This window comes from Marinobacter alkalisoli, from assembly GCF_045449855.1.
In the GTDB taxonomy this organism is placed as follows: domain Bacteria; phylum Pseudomonadota; class Gammaproteobacteria; order Pseudomonadales; family Oleiphilaceae; genus Marinobacter.
Window position 1 is genome coordinate 13,163 of the sequence record NZ_JBJJLC010000016.1, and the last position, 16,214, is coordinate 29,376.

16 protein-coding genes and 1 other RNA gene are annotated in these 16,214 nt (G+C 58.3%); 14 read left to right on the forward strand and 3 right to left on the reverse strand.

Annotated elements, in window-relative coordinates:
* Positions 1-219 precede the first annotated feature (219 nt).
* The 5 genes from petA to ACJO5Y_RS08145 all read left to right on the forward strand — a co-directional run bounded on the left by petA (position 220) and on the right by ACJO5Y_RS08145 (position 4,018).
* Positions 220-816 carry a ubiquinol-cytochrome c reductase iron-sulfur subunit gene (gene petA / locus ACJO5Y_RS08125; RefSeq protein WP_406985978.1) on the forward strand — a complete coding sequence of 199 codons (597 nt, stop codon included), beginning with the start codon at positions 220-222 and terminating at the stop codon, positions 814-816.
* Positions 816-2,048, forward strand: coding sequence for a cytochrome b (locus ACJO5Y_RS08130; protein ID WP_406985981.1), 1,233 nt, complete (start codon positions 816-818; stop codon positions 2,046-2,048). Before petA ends, ACJO5Y_RS08130 begins: the two co-directional genes overlap by 1 nt.
* Positions 2,048-2,803 carry a cytochrome c1 gene (locus tag ACJO5Y_RS08135; protein WP_406985983.1) on the forward strand — a complete coding sequence of 252 codons (756 nt, stop codon included), beginning with the start codon at positions 2,048-2,050 and terminating at the stop codon, positions 2,801-2,803. Before ACJO5Y_RS08130 ends, ACJO5Y_RS08135 begins: the two co-directional genes overlap by 1 nt.
* Before the next feature lie 108 nt (positions 2,804-2,911).
* A complete protein-coding gene (locus tag ACJO5Y_RS08140; protein WP_406985986.1) occupies positions 2,912-3,541 on the forward strand; it encodes a glutathione S-transferase N-terminal domain-containing protein in 630 nt (209 codons plus the stop codon).
* A gap of 63 nt (positions 3,542-3,604) precedes the next feature.
* Positions 3,605-4,018, forward strand: coding sequence for a ClpXP protease specificity-enhancing factor (locus tag ACJO5Y_RS08145; protein ID WP_406986216.1), 414 nt, complete (start codon positions 3,605-3,607; stop codon positions 4,016-4,018).
* Between the two features lie 42 nt (positions 4,019-4,060).
* Here ACJO5Y_RS08145 and ACJO5Y_RS08150 read toward each other — a convergent pair whose 3' ends face one another.
* From ACJO5Y_RS08150 to ACJO5Y_RS08160, 3 genes are read right to left on the reverse strand one after another with little or no spacing between them, the layout of a single operon-like run.
* Entirely contained in the window at positions 4,061-4,651 is a 591-nt protein-coding gene (locus ACJO5Y_RS08150) for an SIS domain-containing protein (RefSeq protein WP_406985989.1), read from the reverse strand.
* A 2-nt stretch (positions 4,652-4,653) separates the two neighbouring features.
* Complete coding sequence (locus ACJO5Y_RS08155; protein ID WP_406985991.1) at positions 4,654-5,025, reverse strand: YraN family protein; 372 nt, start codon at positions 5,023-5,025, stop codon at positions 4,654-4,656.
* Positions 5,026-5,049: 24 nt separating this feature from the next.
* Entirely contained in the window at positions 5,050-6,954 is a 1,905-nt protein-coding gene (locus ACJO5Y_RS08160) for a penicillin-binding protein activator (RefSeq protein ID WP_406985994.1), read from the reverse strand.
* A 118-nt stretch (positions 6,955-7,072) separates the two neighbouring features.
* Here ACJO5Y_RS08160 and rsmI point away from each other — a divergent pair, with 118 nt between their 5' ends.
* The 9 genes from rsmI (at position 7,073) to mraY (ending at position 16,204) form a co-directional block, all read left to right on the forward strand.
* Positions 7,073-7,945: a 16S rRNA (cytidine(1402)-2'-O)-methyltransferase gene (rsmI, locus tag ACJO5Y_RS08165; protein WP_406985996.1), complete on the forward strand. Its 873-nt coding sequence runs from the start codon at positions 7,073-7,075 to the stop codon at positions 7,943-7,945.
* 50 nt (positions 7,946-7,995) lie between these two features.
* Positions 7,996-8,345: RNase P RNA component class A (gene rnpB, locus ACJO5Y_RS08170), an RNA gene on the forward strand.
* 298 nt (positions 8,346-8,643) lie between these two features.
* Positions 8,644-9,096 carry a division/cell wall cluster transcriptional repressor MraZ gene (gene mraZ / locus ACJO5Y_RS08175; RefSeq protein WP_406985999.1) on the forward strand — a complete coding sequence of 151 codons (453 nt, stop codon included), beginning with the start codon at positions 8,644-8,646 and terminating at the stop codon, positions 9,094-9,096.
* Positions 9,093-10,079, forward strand: coding sequence for a 16S rRNA (cytosine(1402)-N(4))-methyltransferase RsmH (gene rsmH, locus ACJO5Y_RS08180; RefSeq protein ID WP_406986002.1), 987 nt, complete (start codon positions 9,093-9,095; stop codon positions 10,077-10,079). Before mraZ ends, rsmH begins: the two co-directional genes overlap by 4 nt.
* A 2-nt stretch (positions 10,080-10,081) precedes the next feature.
* Complete coding sequence (ftsL, locus tag ACJO5Y_RS08185; RefSeq protein ID WP_406986217.1) at positions 10,082-10,486, forward strand: cell division protein FtsL; 405 nt, start codon at positions 10,082-10,084, stop codon at positions 10,484-10,486.
* A gap of 32 nt (positions 10,487-10,518) precedes the next feature.
* Entirely contained in the window at positions 10,519-12,258 is a 1,740-nt protein-coding gene (locus ACJO5Y_RS08190) for a peptidoglycan D,D-transpeptidase FtsI family protein (protein WP_406986004.1), read from the forward strand.
* Between the two features lie 3 nt (positions 12,259-12,261).
* Positions 12,262-13,746: a UDP-N-acetylmuramoyl-L-alanyl-D-glutamate--2,6-diaminopimelate ligase gene (locus tag ACJO5Y_RS08195; RefSeq protein ID WP_406986006.1), complete on the forward strand. Its 1,485-nt coding sequence runs from the start codon at positions 12,262-12,264 to the stop codon at positions 13,744-13,746.
* Complete coding sequence (locus ACJO5Y_RS08200) at positions 13,743-15,134, forward strand: UDP-N-acetylmuramoyl-tripeptide--D-alanyl-D-alanine ligase (RefSeq protein WP_406986008.1); 1,392 nt, start codon at positions 13,743-13,745, stop codon at positions 15,132-15,134. The genes ACJO5Y_RS08195 and ACJO5Y_RS08200 overlap by 4 nt, the downstream gene beginning before the upstream one ends.
* Entirely contained in the window at positions 15,119-16,204 is a 1,086-nt protein-coding gene (mraY, locus tag ACJO5Y_RS08205) for a phospho-N-acetylmuramoyl-pentapeptide-transferase (protein ID WP_406986010.1), read from the forward strand. The genes ACJO5Y_RS08200 and mraY overlap by 16 nt, the downstream gene beginning before the upstream one ends.
* The last annotated feature ends 10 nt before the right edge of the window (positions 16,205-16,214 follow it).

Sequence of the window (16,214 nt, forward strand, 5' to 3'; positions counted from 1 at the left end):
AAACCCGGCCCGATGGTCGGGTTTTTTATTGTTTGGAAAGTGTGTTCCAATCTGTCGGGAGGTTGGGCGGTGGGTTTGTCTCCGGCTTTCCGACTTGTAAGGTCAGGGTAATTTCATTACCATTTGTGCGCTTATAATTTTGGGTTGTGAAGTCCTTTATGAAGTGTGGCAGCGCCGATTCGCGGTGCTCTGCGCCTCGCCTGATGGGAGAAAACCATAATGAGTAATGGCGACGTGAGCCAAGGCCGGCGCCGGTTTCTGATCGGTGCTACGTCGGTGGTAGGTGGAGTCGGCGTCGTCGGTGCGACAGTCCCTTTCGTGGCGTCCTGGAATCCCAGCGCCAAAGCGGAAGCAGCTGGTGCGCCGGTTACCGCTAATGTCAGTAAACTGGAGCCGGGTCAGCAGATGACCGTGGAATGGCGGGGTAAGCCTGTCTGGGTTATCCGCCGTACGCAGGAAATGCTCGACAACATTGAGAAGCTGAACGATGAGGTCAAGGATCCCCAGTCAGAGGATGCCGCTCAGCCTGCCTACATAGAAGGCATTTACCGTGCCGTTAAGGAAGAATACGTGGTTCTGGTCGGTATCTGTACACACCTTGGCTGCTCGCCGCAGTTCCGCCCCGAAGTGTCTCCTGCCGATCTGGGAGAGAGCTGGCTGGGCGGATTCTACTGCGCCTGTCACGGTTCCCGGTACGATCTGGCCGGACGTGTCTATGCAAACCAGCCGGCACCGCAGAACCTGGAGGTTCCTCCGTATCGTTTCGATGATGAGAGCACTCTGACCATAGGTCTTGATCCGGAGGGGGCAGCGTAATGCAAAAGCTAGTATCCTGGATTGATGAGCGTCTTCCGGTTGTTGACGCCTGGAACAAACACGTTGGCAAGTATTACGCGCCAAAAAACTTCAACATGTGGTACTTCTTTGGCTCACTGGCCATGCTCGTGCTGGTCAATCAGCTGATTACCGGTATCTGGCTGACCATGAGTTACAACCCGACCGCCGAGGGCGCCTTTGCGTCGGTCGAATACATCATGCGTGATGTCGAGTGGGGCTGGCTGCTCCGCTACTTGCACTCCACCGGTGCGTCGGCGTTCTTCGTGGTGGTATACCTCCACATGTTCCGTGGTCTGATGTACGGTTCCTACCAGAAGCCCCGGGAACTGATCTGGATCTTCGGCATGTTGATCTACCTGGTACTGATGGCAGAAGCCTTTATGGGCTACCTGCTGCCCTGGGGCCAGATGTCCTACTGGGGTGCTCAGGTTATCGTTAACCTGTTTGGCGCCATTCCGGTTATCGGTGATGACCTGTCTCTGTGGATTCGCGGTGACTATCTGATCTCCGGCATCACCCTGAACCGTTTCTTTGCGCTCCATGTGGTCGCTCTGCCGATCGTTCTCCTTGGTCTTGTCGTGCTGCACATCCTGGCGCTCCATGAAGTGGGTTCCAACAACCCCGATGGCATCGATATCAAGAAGAACAAAGACGAGAACGGTATCCCCAAGGATGGTATTCCCTTCCATCCGTATTACACCGTCCACGATTTGCTCGGTGTGGGTGTGTTCTTCTTCATTTTCTTTATCGTGGTCTTCTACTTCCCGGAGATGGGTGGCCTGTTCCTGGAGAAACCAAACTTCGAACCTGCCAATGCTCTGAAGACGCCGGATCATATCGCGCCGGTCTGGTACTTCACGCCATTCTACGCAATGTTGCGCGCGGTCACGGTGGATCTGTTCGGTCTCGACGCGAAGTTCTGGGGCGTTGTCGTCATGGGTGCGGCCATCGCTATCCTGTTTGTCCTGCCCTGGCTTGACCGGAGCCCGGTGCGTTCCATGCGTTACAAGGGCTGGATCAGCAAGGTTGCCCTGGCGATCTTTGCCGTCAGCTTTGTGATTCTGGGCTACCTGGGTATCGTACCGGCAACAGAAGGGCGGACACTCGTTGCTCAGATTCTGACAACGCTGTACTTCCTCTACTTCATTCTCATGCCGTTCTATACGCGCATGGAGAAAACCAAGCCAGTACCAGAGAGGGTGACAGGATAATGAGAAAGCTGATTTTTGGTCTTTTCATCGCGATCCTGCCAGCCCTCGGGCTGGCAGCGGGTGCCGCCGTGTCTCTGGACACCATGGAGCCCGACCACGCTAACAAGGCATCTCTTCAGCGTGGTGCGGCCCTGTTCACCAACTATTGCATGGGTTGCCACTCTGCCGAGTTTGCACGTTACAAGCGTGTGTCCGACGATCTGGGCATTCCGGCAGAGCTGTACGAGGAGAACCTGATCTTCACCGGTGCCAAGATTGGCGAGCTGATGAAGGTTTCTATGAGCAAGGACCAGTCCGCTGACTGGTTTGGTGCGCCTCCTCCCGACCTGACCCTGGAGTCCCGTCTGCGTGGCGAGAGCTGGATTTACTCCTACCTTCGGGGTTTCTACAAGGACGACACCCGTCCACTCGGCGTGAACAACGTTGTCTTTGAAAATGTTGGCATGCCCCATGTTATGGCTGACTTGCAGGGGCTGTGTGCGGTTGAGCCCAGAATTGGTGAGGGTTCCAGCGTTGATCCGTTGAGCGGTAACATTAACAATGCCGATGTCTGCCCTGAATATGCCATTGAGGGCAGCATGTCTGCAGCGGAGTTTGATCGGGCAATGTACGACCTGACCAACTTCCTGTCCTATATGGGCGACCCGGTGAAACTGGAGCGTGAACGTCTGGGGATCTTCGTACTGATCTTCGTGGCGGTCTTCTTTATTTTCGCCTACCTGCTCAATCGGGAGTACTGGAAGGACGTACACTGAGATTTCAGGTATAATCTCGTACCCTGAGTTCCAGCGGGCAATTGCCGGCCCGCTGGATTTTTGCGTTTTTCAGGATCATTTCGGTTTGTTTACTCGTGAGGTAGTTCTATGGGCGTTGTGACCAAGCGGTCATCAATGACGTTTTTCTCGGACCCGGCCAGCCATTACAGTCATCGTGTGCGCATTGTACTGGCAGAGAAGGGTGTAACGGTTGATGTCGTCGATGTTGACCCGGATAACCCCCCGGCGGAGTTGGCCGACCTTAATCCGTATAATGCCCTGCCTACCCTGGTGGATCGTGATCTGGTTCTCTATGAACCGAATATCATGATGGAATATCTGGATGAGCGTTTTCCCCATCCGCCGTTGCTACCGGTGTACCCGGTCGCGCGTGCCAATAGCCGGCTGATGATCCATCGGATCCAGAAAGACTGGTGTGGCCTGGTAGACCAGATCCTGGCACAACCGGGAGCCAAGGCTTCCGAGGCTGCCCGCAAGGAACTGCGGGAAAGCCTGCTGGCGACAGCGCCCCTGTTCGGAGAGATGCCATTCTTCCTGTCCGAAGAGTTCACGATCGTGGATTGCTGTATCGCTCCGATCCTCTGGCGTCTTCCGGCTCTGGGGATTGAGCTTGACGACAAGCAGGCCAAGCCATTACAGAAATACATGGAAAGTATCTTCAGTCGTGAAGGGTTCAAGGCGAGCCTTTCCGATCTGGAAGAAGATATCCGTAGCTAATACAGCAATGCAGGGCCTGAAGAACGGGTCAGGAGAAAGGCAGTGCCTGATAGCAAAGTTACCATGACGTCCAGTCGCCCATACCTTGTCAGGGCGTTCAATGAGTGGATCCTGGACAATGACTGTACTCCCTATATCGTCGTTGATGCGGGTGTGCAGGGGGTTCAGGTGCCAACCGAGCATGTAGCCAATGGGCAGATTGTTCTGAACATCAGTCCGGGCGCGGTGCGTGGGCTGGTGATCGGTAACGGTGCGTTGGAGTTCAGCGCCCGGTTTGGTGGCGTCCCGATGCAGGTGTTTATACCGTTGCAGGCGGTCATGGCCATTTATGCCAAGGAGAATGGAGAAGGGATGGTGTTTGGCAGTGAGCCGGGCTCCCCCGATCCTGATGACGACGGCACCCATGATTCCGGGGGAAGTGGTCAAAACTCCGGAGAACGTCCGTCAGGTCGTCCGACACTGAAGGTCGTCAAGTAGACGTCCAGAAGTAAAAAAGCCAGCATTCCGCTGGCTTTTTTATTACCCGCCGAAAAGTTTGCCGTCGATCAGTCCGCAGAGGGCATTGATAATGACAAGCAGCAATGGCGTTGCCGCGGTGGCGGACAGGTTGTCCAGGGCAATTTCATGGTCTTCCGGGTGGAGAAGGGAGGTGATGTCGGATTTTTCCTTCGCGCTCAGAACCACTATCCGCATTTCCCGGTCATGGGCGGCCTGGATGGCCTGGATAAGGTTTGCTTTGTGCCCGTCATCGACAATGACAAAGAGCAGGTCATCGGCCTTGCCGATGGCGCGAACCTGCCTGGAAAACGTGTCATTAAACCGGTTGTCGCGACAGATAGCGGAGTAGGTGGTGGCGTCCGCGCCGAGGTTGATGGCGGGGAGTGCTGGTCGGTCATTTTCAAAGCGGTTCAGCAGCGCCGTGCAGAAGTACTGGGCAAGGATATTGGCATTCCCGTTGGCGCAGGTGATGATCTTGCCGTCGCTCAGGAGGGTGTGCACAAAGGCATCCGCCGCTGCTTCAATGGCGGGCGCTGTCGTGCTGGCAGCGTGGGCGGTGTGCTCCATGTGCGCAGCAAACCACTGGTTGATCTGTTGTTCGGTATCGGTCATGTTCACGCCTGAATTGCATTTTTTATCCATTGTACCCGGTATTTTTTGATATCGCCGGGCGCGATCGCAATGACATCAATGCGGCTGGGCACGTTCCAGAGTCCGTTTCGATGCAGATAATAGGATGCTGCTTTCACCAGTCTGCGCTGTTTTTCCCGGGTCACAGACTCCGCGCCGCCACTGAAGCTGCCATGGCCGCGGTAGCGGACTTCGAAGAAGACCAGTGATTCACCGTCGCGGCCGATGAGGTCAATTTCGCCACCACGACTGAACACGTTGCGTTCCAGGATGGTGACGCCGCGGCTCTGCAGGTATCTTGCGGCGACAGCCTCTGTATGGGTCCCAATGGCTTTGCTGCCTGGTTTGCCGTCCATGGCGAGTTCCCCGTTTTCTGGTGGTTATTCTTCTTCCCTGGTGGTGTCCTCTTCCGGCACGGATGTTAACAGTTCTGGTGTCCCGCCCGAGAAGCGTGCCCACAGCTGTTGGCGGTGAATGCTCCCTTGCGGCGCCATGGTCAGAACCCCGGTCTGACCCTTGATGTTCGTTCCTTCAACCTGCCTCAGAAGTGGCAGGCGTTTGCTCAGGTTCCACGCATCCGCGCCCATGGCGAACAATCTGCCCAGCTGCCCCCGCATGTCCGGTAGTGCCTGGAGCGCAGTATTGCGGAACTCGTTTTCGTCATCAAGAACCCAGGGAATGTCAGTGAAGATGACGTTGTTGAGATCGCGATCCCGAGAGGGATCCTCATTACCCTCATACACCATGGACGGTGAATACACGGGAAGATCACCGCCAAAATAGAAAGCAAACAATGGCTTGAACTGTCTGGCAATGGTGGGTTCGGCGACCATCACCACGGCATCCGCGTCTTGCCGGCGACGGGGTTCAAACTCGACATTCACTCCTGCGGTTCGCTCTACATCAATCGCCCGCTCGCGGGAAGCGGTGATGCCCAGCAAGTCGGCGGTTATTGCCCGGAAATTGTCTTCCTTGAAATAGCGTTCAATGTCCAGCGCGACACTGCCGTTCTCTGCCATGCGCTCCAGCAGCGCGGATTCCAGGCGGTCCCCCCATTCACTCTGGGGAATCAATGCCAGTACCTGGTCATTGTTTTCGCTGGCAAGCCGGTCGGCGATCTGGCGGGCTTCGTCTTCGGCGGAGAGGCCAAACTGGTAAAGGCCGGATGGCGCTTCAGAGCCCTGCGGCAGGTAGTTCAGGCCAAGTACCGGCACCGGCATGGACTCCATCTCGGCAAGGCTGGCCAGCGCCTCTTTTTCCAGCGGGCCGACAACAAGGTCCTGACCGTCCGCCGCAAACTCCTGGTAGAGGTCCCGAAAGTCCTTGCCGGCAGAATTGACTACCCGAATCTCGGTTTTGCTGCGGTCCGCGGACTGGTCATCATAGTAGGCGGCAAAAAAACCGTCCCTGATGGCTTTGCCCGCGCTTGCCAATGGGCCATCAAGCGGCAGTGCGAGCGTGATTCGCTCTGGCCGGGTCTCAGCCAGGCTGGCGATCAACTGAAGCTCGGAAGGCATGGCGATGGCGGCGGGATGTCCTGGCCAGTTGTTTTGCCACTGGCGTACTGTGCGACCCTGCTCATCCAGGTTCATGCCGGGTTCCCTCAACATCCCGGCAAGCTCTATCCAGCCCTGGCCTTCGTATCCGATGATCTGACCGCTGTCCTCTGATAGCTGCTTGTCTGAGGTGGCCTTGAGGGCTTGCCAGATGCGGTCGTGGATCTCCTGCATATCCTGGCGGGAGTCCGATTGTGCAAGCAGTATCAGGGTAGCTGCGGCGGACAGGTTGTCGCCAGCCAGCTGCAGGGTGTCGGCCTGCAGGTTGGCAGCGCGCGCCATCAGGCCTCGCTCATAGTTCAGGAACTGGTCTGGTTGCAGGCTGCTGGAGAGTTCGTCGGCCCATGCCCGATCCTCCAGGGTGGTGGCGCTGCCCATCGAAAGTAACAGATACTGATCCATCAGGTTGCCAGTGGTCTGGCTCAGCAGGTCGCTCTGTAGAATGGTTCGTGCGGCTTGGTGGTCACCCTGATTCTGGAACCGGTCTGCGGTGCGTAGCAGGTATTTCTGAGCCTCGTTCCGGTCACTATGGCCACTAGCGGTCTCAATGGCCTGGCTGGCGGTTTCGGCCACCTCGGACTCCAGGTTGACGCTGGCACATCCGGCGGCCAGCATTGTCAGTAGCAGAACGGTGATGAAAGTTCTCGGGGTCAGACAGTGTTTGGTCATGGCGGGCTCACGATACTCCGGGTAAATACGCTTGTGACGCTGGATAAACGACGGCATCATGCCGGGAGCCCGGAATTTGACGGGCTCCCCTGTATCATTCTCAGGCTGGCAAGTTTAACAGCTCCCGGGCCATTTCACATGACGTTGGTGTCATGGTCCCCAGACAAGAGAGGCATAAGTGAATTCAGACCCCGGTTCCCAGGCCAGGTCAGGCACCCTATACATTGTGGCGACGCCCATTGGTAATCTGGAGGACCTGTCCCCCAGGGCGTCCTCAACGCTGGCAAGTGTCGCCGTGATTGCCGCTGAGGATACGCGCCACAGTGGTCGGCTGTTGCAGCACCTTGGTATCAGCAAGCCGATGCTGGCGCTTCACGATCATAACGAGCGCGACAGGGCTTCCCGGTTGCTCGATCGACTGGAAGCCGGGGAGGATGTGGCGCTGGTATCCGATGCCGGAACGCCGTTGATTTCTGACCCGGGTTATGTGCTGGTGCGCCAGGCGAGGGAGCGGGGCATCAGGGTGAGCCCGGTTCCCGGTCCTTGTGCCCTGGTGACTGCCCTGAGCGCGGCCGGCCTGCCTACGGATCGTTTCCTGTTTGCTGGATTTTTGCCCTCCAAGCGTGGCGCCCGTCGGTCCGAGCTGGAGGCGCTGGCTACGGAGACGGCTACGCTGGTCTTTTATGAATCGCCCCACCGGATTCTGGAAACCGTTGCTGAAATTCGCGATGTGATGGGGAGTGAGCGTGAAATCGTCCTTGGTCGCGAACTTACGAAAACCTTCGAAACATTCTACGCCGGGCCGGCGGGAGAGGTCTGTCAGGTTATTGAGGCAGACCCCAATGGGGCTCGTGGTGAGTTTGTGGTGATGATCCATGGGGTGCGCCGTGAGTCGGACGTGGATGACGCCGGGGCTGTCGATACGGATAAACTGCTGCAGTTGCTGGCGGCCGAATTGCCGGTCAAGAAGGTGGCGAAGATAGCGGCGGAACTGACGGGGCGCTCCAAAAACGAATTGTATCAGCGCGTGTTGGCCCTGAAACCGGAGTGAGTGAGCGGGTTTCGCTTGCACGCTTTCGATCGCAGGAGTATTGTCGTGCCCGAGCTCGCCAGACAGTCGCCGCCAGTACGCTGGGGGAGGAAAGTCCGGGCTCCGCAGGGCAAGGTGCCAGGTAACGCCTGGGCGGCGTGAGCCGACGGAAAGTGCAACAGAAAGCAGACCGCCTAAGCGCCTTCGGGCGCCGGTAAGGGTGAAACGGTGCGGTAAGAGCGCACCGCGTGACTGGTAACAGTTCACGGCGATGGTAAACCCCACCTGGAGCAAGACCAAATAGGAATCCAATGGCGTGGCCCGCGCTGGATTCGGGTAGGTTGCTTGAGGCCTGTGGTGACGCAGGCCCTAGATGAATGACTGTCCACGACAGAACCCGGCTTATCGGCGAGCTCGTTTTTCCTGCCTTTGCTGTTTGTCATTCTCAGACAGCGTCTTTTATAGCCAAAAAATCTTAAACCTCACTTGCCATCTTCAGACCTATTTGCAGGTCTATGATTTTTATCCCTTTCTTTTTCGTAATCTGTGCCCCCTGGTGAATCCTGAGCTGTAACCTCTTGTCATAAAAGGAACTTTTACAGGTGCGACGCCGTTAGCGGCGCTTGCATTGTGTATTGCGTGTTTCTATAGTGTGCAGAAGTGGGAAAAAGTGGTTTTTAGTGGTTTTTTTTGGTTTCTGAACCCCAGAGTCGGTGCAAATGAGCAACTTTCTTGGCAGTCATGCCATCAATATGGATGCGAAGGGTCGCTTGGCGATCCCCGCCAAGGTGCGTGAGGAACTCGCGCAAGCCTGTGGTGGTCGCATTGTATTGACTGCCAATGCGGATGAAGAGCGCTGTCTGTTGGTGTATCCGGAGCCGGAATGGGAAATCCTCCGGCCCAAGATTGAAGCCTTGCCCAACATGAACAAAGCGGCCCGTCGGCTGCAGCGCCTGATTCTGGGTAATGCTGCGCCCATGGAGCTTGATGGTGCGGGGCGCATTCTTGTTCCGCCTACATTGCGCAGTTATGCGCACCTGGAGAAAAAACTGATGCTGATCGGGCAAGGCAAAAAGCTGGAGCTCTGGAGCGAAGAGCGCTGGTTCGCCTGGCTGGATGAGTCCTCGGACGACGAAGACATGCCGCCAGAGATGGAGGCACTTTCCTTATGACCTCCGATCGCAAGCAGGGGGTTGCGGGCCAGAAGTTCTCGCATCGCTCCGTGCTCCTGGATTCGGCGGTCGATTATCTGATTAATGACCCCGATGGGTTGTACGTCGATGGCACCTTTGGTCGTGGTGGCCACAGCCGTTTGGTGCTCGGAAAGCTCGGGGAGCAGGGCCGGTTGCTGGGAATAGACAAGGATCCCGAGGCAATTCGGGCGGCTCGTGAGCTGGCTTCCGCAGACGCGCGCTTTTCCTGTTACCACGGTTCTTTTGCCGAGCTTGATGCGGCTATCCGGGAGCAGGGATGGGAAAGTGTGAACGGGGTGTTGCTGGATCTGGGGGTGTCTTCGCCGCAACTGGATGACGCCGCCCGTGGATTCAGCTTCATGCGCGATGGTCCGTTGGATATGCGCATGAATCCCGAGCAGGAGCCCAGCGCCGCGCAGTGGCTGGCGAAGGCAGAGGAACGCGAAATTGCGGACGTCATCTACCGCTACGGTGAGGAACGTTTCTCCCGTCGCATCGCTCGCCGTGTCGTCGAGCGTCGGCAGGAAGCGCCGCTTCAGACCACCCGGGAGCTGGCGGAACTGGTCAGCCAGGCGGTCCCGAAAAAGGAAAAAAACAAGCATCCCGCAACCCGGACATTTCAGGCAATCCGGATTTTTATCAATCGGGAGCTTGAGGATCTGGAGGTGGTGCTTGCTGCGGCGGCGGAGCGGCTTGTACCGGGTGGACGTCTGGTGGTGATCAGTTTCCACTCGCTGGAGGATCGATTGGTCAAACGGTTCATGCGGGATATTGCCCGTGGGCCCAGGTTGCCGAAAGGGGTGCCGGTGACGGCTGCCGAGGAGGCATCGGAGTTTCGATTGATCGGCAAGGCCAGTAAGGCCAATACGGAAGAAGTGAGTGATAACGTTCGGGCGCGGAGCGCAGTCATGAGAGTGCTTGAGCGTGTTCATAACAAACAGGGTTTACAGGGGAGCGCATGAGTATGGGCGCCGTAGCTATTGCGCCAGCGGTCAAGACCGCGGGTCTGAACAAGCAGAAGGTCAAGGACGGGCTGGCGAGTGCGGTTCGTGTGTCGCAGCAGGTTTTTGAGTCGTTGCAACAAAAACGGGTGCTGATTTCCGTTGCGCTGGTGGGCTTGCTGATTGCGTCTTCCATTGGCGTGGTTGTGAGCGCCCATGAGAACCGGGAGCTGTTCAACACCTTGTCGCAGCTCCAGGGGAAGCGGGATCAGTACCAGCGTGAATGGAGCCAGTTGCTGCTGGAGCAGAGCGCATTAAGTGCCCATAGTCGGGTGGAAGCTCTTGCGGCCCAGCGCTTTGGAATGGTTGTGCCCGGTAAAGAGGATATTGTGCTGGTGCCGCTGATGACGCCGGTAGCGGGCCTTTGAACACTGATAATAACTAACTCAGGGTGACTGCTTTGTCCGATCAGGGAAAGAACTCAACATGGAGTCAGCGATTGGCTGCCGGGCTGAAAGCCTGGCGCTATGGCTCTGTGCTGGGCGTTTTCCTGATTGTGGTGGTCGTTCTCGGCTGGCGCCTGGTGGACCTGCATGTGGTCGATAACGAATTCCTGCGCAAGCAGGGCGATGTGCGCACCATCCGCGTGGAATCCATCGATGCCCACCGGGGTGTTATCACGGATCGTCATGGGGAATCCCTGGCGGTCAGCACGCCGGTACAGACGGTGTGGGCCAATCCATCCGAACTGGGCCCGGACGAACCCCGTTTAAGTCATCTGGCGCGCCTGCTCGACATCAATGAAGCTCGTTTACGGCAGCGGCTGGCATCCTATGAAGGTCGTGAGTTCATGTACCTTCGTCGCAAGATCCAGCCGGGCCTAGCCGAACAGGCGTTGGCGCTGGGTATCCCGGGGGTATACAGCCGCCAGGAATATCGCAGGTATTACCCGGCGGGCGAGGTGACTTCCCATGTGGTCGGGTTTGCCAACATAGATGAAAGCGGGCAGGAAGGCATAGAACTGGCCTACAACCAGTGGCTGAGCGGCGAGAGTGGCCGCAAGCGGGTGCTCAAGGATAATCGTGGACGGGTCATCAAGGATCTGACGCTGATCCGTGATGCCAGACCCGGAAGAGATCTCGCCTTAAGCATTGATCTGCGCCTTCAGTACCTGGCCTATCGGGAACTCAAGGCGGTTGTCGGAGCACACAGTGCCCGCGGCGGAACCCTGGTCATGCTGGACGTGGATACCGGGGAAGTGCTGGCGATGGTCAACCAGGGCTCCTACAACCCCAATGATCGGAGTCAGTTGAGTGCGGACCGGTTGCGGAACAAGGCCATTACGGACCTGTTTGAGCCCGGTTCCACCATGAAACCGGTCACTATGGCGGCGGCCCTGGAGTCCGGAAAGTTCAATCACAACAGCACGATTGATACAGCGCCGGGCTACCGGCGCTTTGGTCGTTTTACCATCCGCGACAGTCGCAATTACGGCGTGATAGACATGACCACCGTCATTTCCAAGTCCAGCAACGTGGGGATGAGCAGAATTGCCACAGAGCTTGGTGGTGACGTCATCCGGGATCTTTACTCCCGCCTCGGTATTGGCCAGCCGACAGGGATCGGGTTCCCCGGCGAAGCCGTTGGCGTTCTGCCGGCACCGCCCAAGTGGCGCCCCGTTGAGGAGGCGACATTGTCCTATGGCTATGGCATGAGCGTGAACGCCCTGCAGCTGGCGCAGGCATACATGGTGCTGGCCAATGGCGGCATTCGCTATCCATTGAGTCTGCTGAAGCGGGAAGAACGGCCACCGGGGGAACGCGTGCTGTCTGAAAAGGTCTCATTTCAGATACGGGAAATGCTGCGCGAGGCCGTTGAGCATGGCACGGGCAAACGCGCGCAGCCGGGTTTTTATTCCGCCGGCGGCAAGACCGGTACCGTGCACCTGGTGGGGAAAGGTGGCTATGAAGACAGTCAGTACAAGGCCATCTTCGCCGGTATGGCACCTATTGATCATCCGAGAATCGTAACAGTGGTGGCGGTAGACGCACCTCAATCCGGTGAATATTACGGTGGCGAAGTGGCGGCACCGGTATTTGCCAGAGTCATGAGCGATGCGCTGCGGCTGCTGAATGTGAAACCGGAACTGGAAGTCGGTGACGCACCAGCAGGACCGAAAACACCCGGGGAGCGGGGGTAGGCTATGTGTATCACATCACTCAGCACATTGTTACAGGGTATCGCACCGGTACCGTCGGTCTTCGACGTGACCATCCACGGCTTGCAAACGGACAGCCGGAAGGTGACGTCGGGGGATGCCTTTATTGCACTGGCTGGCAGCCAGACGCCTGCCGATCATTATGTCGATCAGGCCGTGGCGGCGGGAGCAACCGTCATTATTCTTGAGGTCGATGAGCCCGGCGAGTGCCGTGAACACCACGGTGCCCTGATCGTTCCTGTCACCGGCCTGCGAAGCAAGCTGGGCAAGATTGCCGATCGATTTTTCGAGCACCCCTCCCAGCGCCTGCGCCTGATCGGGGTGACCGGAACCAATGGCAAAACCTCGGTCAGTCAGTACATCGCACAGCTGCTCCAGCAGACCGGAACACCCTGTGGGGTGCTGGGTACCCTGGGGTACGGCATGCCGGGTGCGCTTCAGGTGGCATCCCACACCACGCCGGATGTGGTTCAGGTCAACCGGGTGTTATCCCGGATCCTGGCGCAGGGTGGCCGTGCCGCAGCGATGGAAGTGTCTTCCCACGCGCTTGCCCAGGGCAGGATCGACCGGCTCACCATGACGGGTGCCGTGTTTACCAACCTGACCCGGGACCATCTTGATTATCACGGCTCCATGGAAGCCTACGGCGCGGCCAAGGCCCGCCTGTTTGAACGAGAGGAACTGCACTTCGCCGTGGTCAATTTTGATGACCCGTTCGGACGTCAGCTGTACGAGCAGCTTGAAGGCAAATGTGATCGTGTGCGCTACAGCCTGCACGAGGCCCAGACGGAATTGTGGCTGACGGAATTCGAGCCAACCCTGCACGGGTTCAGCGCTTCAGTGGATGGCGAATGGGGCGCGTTCGACATCAGTGTGCCGTTGATGGGCAGCTTCAACGCCAGCAACGTGCTCGCGGCGATGGCAGCTGTGCTCAGTCTTGGCGTGCCGGTAGAGCGGGTTCAGAAAGCAGTCGAGTCGCTGCAACCCCCGCCCGGTCGGCTGGAACCGTTCACCGGCGCCAATGGCGTGCGTGTGGTGGTGGATTATGCCCACACGCCGGATGCCCTGGCCAATGCGCTGGCGGCGCTTCGCCCCCATGTAAAAGGCCGGTTGTTCTGTGTGTTCGGTTGTGGTGGTGACCGGGATAGCGGCAAGCGTCCCGAAATGGCGGCGGAAGCGGAAAAGGGTGCGGATGTTGTCGTGGTGACGGATGACAACCCCCGGGGTGAGCATCCGGACGCCATTGCCCGCGATATTCTGGAAGGGTTTTCAGATCCGGGCCAGGTTGCGGTGATTCATGATCGCGCTGAGGCGATTGCCCGAACGGTCCGTCAGGCTGGCGAGGGTGATGTCGTGCTGATCGCTGGCAAGGGCCATGAGACCTACCAGGAAATCGCCGGGCAGAGGAGCCATTTCAGCGACGCGGAACAGGTTCGCCATATTCTCCAGCTCAATGGAGGTGTGGCGTGATTCGCGCCTTCTCGCTGGCGGAAGCCATCGCGCTGACAGGCGGCCAGTGTCGGGCGGCCGACGCCGGGCAGCGTCTGTTTTCCGGTGTTTCTACGGATACTCGCAGGATTGGCCGTGGGGATCTGTTTCTGGCGCTGCGGGGCGAACACTTTGACGGTCACCAGTTCCTTGCGACCGCTCGGGATGCCGGCGCCGTGGGTGCGGTGGTGGATACCGAAGACCGGTCCGTGGATATACCGCAGATTGTGGTCGCGGACACAGTGGAGGCATTGGCGCAGCTGGCTGCAGGCAACCGTAACGAGAGTGCCGCCCGGTTTGTGGCGGTCACCGGCAGCAGCGGCAAAACCACGGTTCGGGAAATGGTGGCGTCCATTCTGTCACAGATGGGAACCACCCTGGCGACAGAGGGCAATCTGAACAACCACATCGGTGTTCCTCTCACCCTGTTCCGGCTGGAGAAGGAACACCGTTTTGGCGCCATTGAGCTGGGCGCCAGTGGGCTGGGGGAAATTGCCCACACAGTGGCGATTACCCGTCCGGACGTGGCCATCCTGACCAATGCCGGTCAGGCCCACCTGGAGGGGTTTGGCAGTTACGAGAACATTGTCCGCGCCAAAGGCGAGATCATTGATGGTGTTGGCCCCGACGGACTGGTGGTTCTTAACGGCGATGATCCTGCGTTTGGCACATGGCAGCAGCGGGCGGGCGAACGAAGGGTCGTTGCCATCAGTGGCAAGGCCCGGGACTCAGTGGATTATTACCCGTCCGGGATCAGCGTTGATATCGATGAACAAAGTTTCATCGCACATGGTGCCGATGACTGGCAGTGTAGCGTCTCCCTGGCTCTCCAGGGCGAACACAATATCACCAATGCCCTTCTGGCTATCGCGGCTACCCGTGAGCTCGGGGCGACGGATGACGCCATCCGCGAAGGGCTGGCGGCGTTGGAGGCAGTGAAGGGGCGGTTGCAGATGGTGGCGCTGTCCGGGGATCTGACGCTGATCGACGACAGTTATAACGCCAACCCGTCGTCCATGAAGGCCGCCATTGATGTGCTGGCGGCCAGGCCGGGTACCCGCGTAGCGGTATTTGGCGCCATGGCGGAGCTCGGGCCCGAGAGCCTGGCGTTGCATCGCGACGTGGGCGCCCATGCCCGCGACCGCGGGATAGAGCGCCTGGTGGTCGTGGGCCCGGGGTGTGAGGGGTATGTCGAAGGTTTTGGGGAAACGGCTGAAATATGCCCGTCCCACAATGATGCCGTGGACCGCCTGTTGGCTGGCCCGCAGCTTCCGATGACCGTTTTGGTCAAGGGTTCTCGCAGTTCCGCCATGGATCGCGTGGTGGAGGGGATGAAAGAAAAGGTGAATAACTCATGCTGCTCTGGCTAACAGAGGTTCTATCACAATATTTTACCGCCCTGACGGTGTTTCAGTATCTGACGCTGCGCGGGATTCTGGGCACGCTGACGGCGTTGGCCATATCGCTGCTGATCGGTCCGGTGATGATTCGCAAACTGAGTCAGTATCAGATCGGTCAGGCGGTGCGTGACGATGGCCCGCAGACGCATCTGAGCAAGGCCGGAACGCCCACCATGGGGGGCGCGCTGATCCTGGTTGCCATTGGTATCAGCACTCTGCTGTGGGCGGATCTCAGCAACCGCTATGTGTGGGTAACGATTCTGGTCACGCTGCTGTTTGGCGCTATCGGCTGGGTCGACGATTACCGCAAAGTTGTGGAGCGCAATCCGCGGGGCCTGCCGGGCCGCTGGAAATACTTCTGGCAATCGGTGATTGGTGGCGCCGCAGCGGTTGCATTGTTCTTCAGTTCTTCGTTGCCACAGGAAACGTCGTTGTATGTGCCCTTTTTCAAGAACGTATCGCTGACCCTCGGGCCGGTGATTTTTATCCTGCTGACCTATTTCGTGATTGTCGGCAGCAGCAACGCGGTCAACCTGACGGATGGCCTGGACGGCCTGGCGATTATGCCGACGGTCATGGTAGCCGGTGCACTGGGTCTGTTTGCCTATCTGTCCGGCCATGCCCAGTTTGCCAATTACCTGCTGATTCCGCACTTGCCGGGTACCGGGGAGCTGATTGTGTTCTGTGGCGCTCTGGTTGGCGCCGGCCTCGGCTTTCTCTGGTTCAATACCTACCCGGCCCAGGTGTTCATGGGCGACGTCGGTGCCCTGGCCCTCGGGGCAGCCTTGGGGGTCGTGGCCGTGATCGTTCGCCAGGAAATTGTGCTGTTCATCATGGGCGGGGTGTTCGTCATGGAAACCGTATCGGTGATCCTGCAGGTGGCGTCCTACCGGCTGACCGGTCGGAGGATCTTCCGCATGGCGCCGTTGCATCACCATTTTGAATTGAAAGGCTGGCCTGAACCACGAGTTATCGTGCGTTTCTGGGTCGTTACTGTGGTTCTGGTTCTGATTGGCATTGCCAGTCTGAAACTGCGATAGGGGAATGGCG

Excerpts from the sequence above, each read along its gene's own strand:
- ACJO5Y_RS08135 (WP_406985983.1), top strand. The coding sequence starts at position 2,048 with ATGAGAAAGCTGATTTTTGGTCTTTTCATCGCGATCCTGCCAGCCCTC.
- ACJO5Y_RS08130 (WP_406985981.1), top strand. The coding sequence starts at position 816 with ATGCAAAAGCTAGTATCCTGGATTGATGAGCGTCTTCCGGTTGTTGAC.
- rsmH (WP_406986002.1), top strand. The coding sequence starts at position 9,093 with ATGACCTCCGATCGCAAGCAGGGGGTTGCGGGCCAGAAGTTCTCGCAT.
- mraY (WP_406986010.1), top strand. The coding sequence starts at position 15,119 with ATGCTGCTCTGGCTAACAGAGGTTCTATCACAATATTTTACCGCCCTG.
- ACJO5Y_RS08155 (WP_406985991.1), bottom strand. The coding sequence starts at position 5,025 with ATGGACGGCAAACCAGGCAGCAAAGCCATTGGGACCCATACAGAGGCT.
- ftsL (WP_406986217.1), top strand. The coding sequence starts at position 10,082 with ATGGGCGCCGTAGCTATTGCGCCAGCGGTCAAGACCGCGGGTCTGAAC.
- ACJO5Y_RS08160 (WP_406985994.1), bottom strand. The coding sequence starts at position 6,954 with ATGATGCCGTCGTTTATCCAGCGTCACAAGCGTATTTACCCGGAGTAT.
- ACJO5Y_RS08140 (WP_406985986.1), top strand. The coding sequence starts at position 2,912 with ATGGGCGTTGTGACCAAGCGGTCATCAATGACGTTTTTCTCGGACCCG.
- petA (WP_406985978.1), top strand. The coding sequence starts at position 220 with ATGAGTAATGGCGACGTGAGCCAAGGCCGGCGCCGGTTTCTGATCGGT.
- ACJO5Y_RS08150 (WP_406985989.1), bottom strand. The coding sequence starts at position 4,651 with ATGACCGATACCGAACAACAGATCAACCAGTGGTTTGCTGCGCACATG.
- ACJO5Y_RS08145 (WP_406986216.1), top strand. The coding sequence starts at position 3,605 with ATGACGTCCAGTCGCCCATACCTTGTCAGGGCGTTCAATGAGTGGATC.
- mraZ (WP_406985999.1), top strand. The coding sequence starts at position 8,644 with ATGAGCAACTTTCTTGGCAGTCATGCCATCAATATGGATGCGAAGGGT.
- ACJO5Y_RS08195 (WP_406986006.1), top strand. The coding sequence starts at position 12,262 with ATGTGTATCACATCACTCAGCACATTGTTACAGGGTATCGCACCGGTA.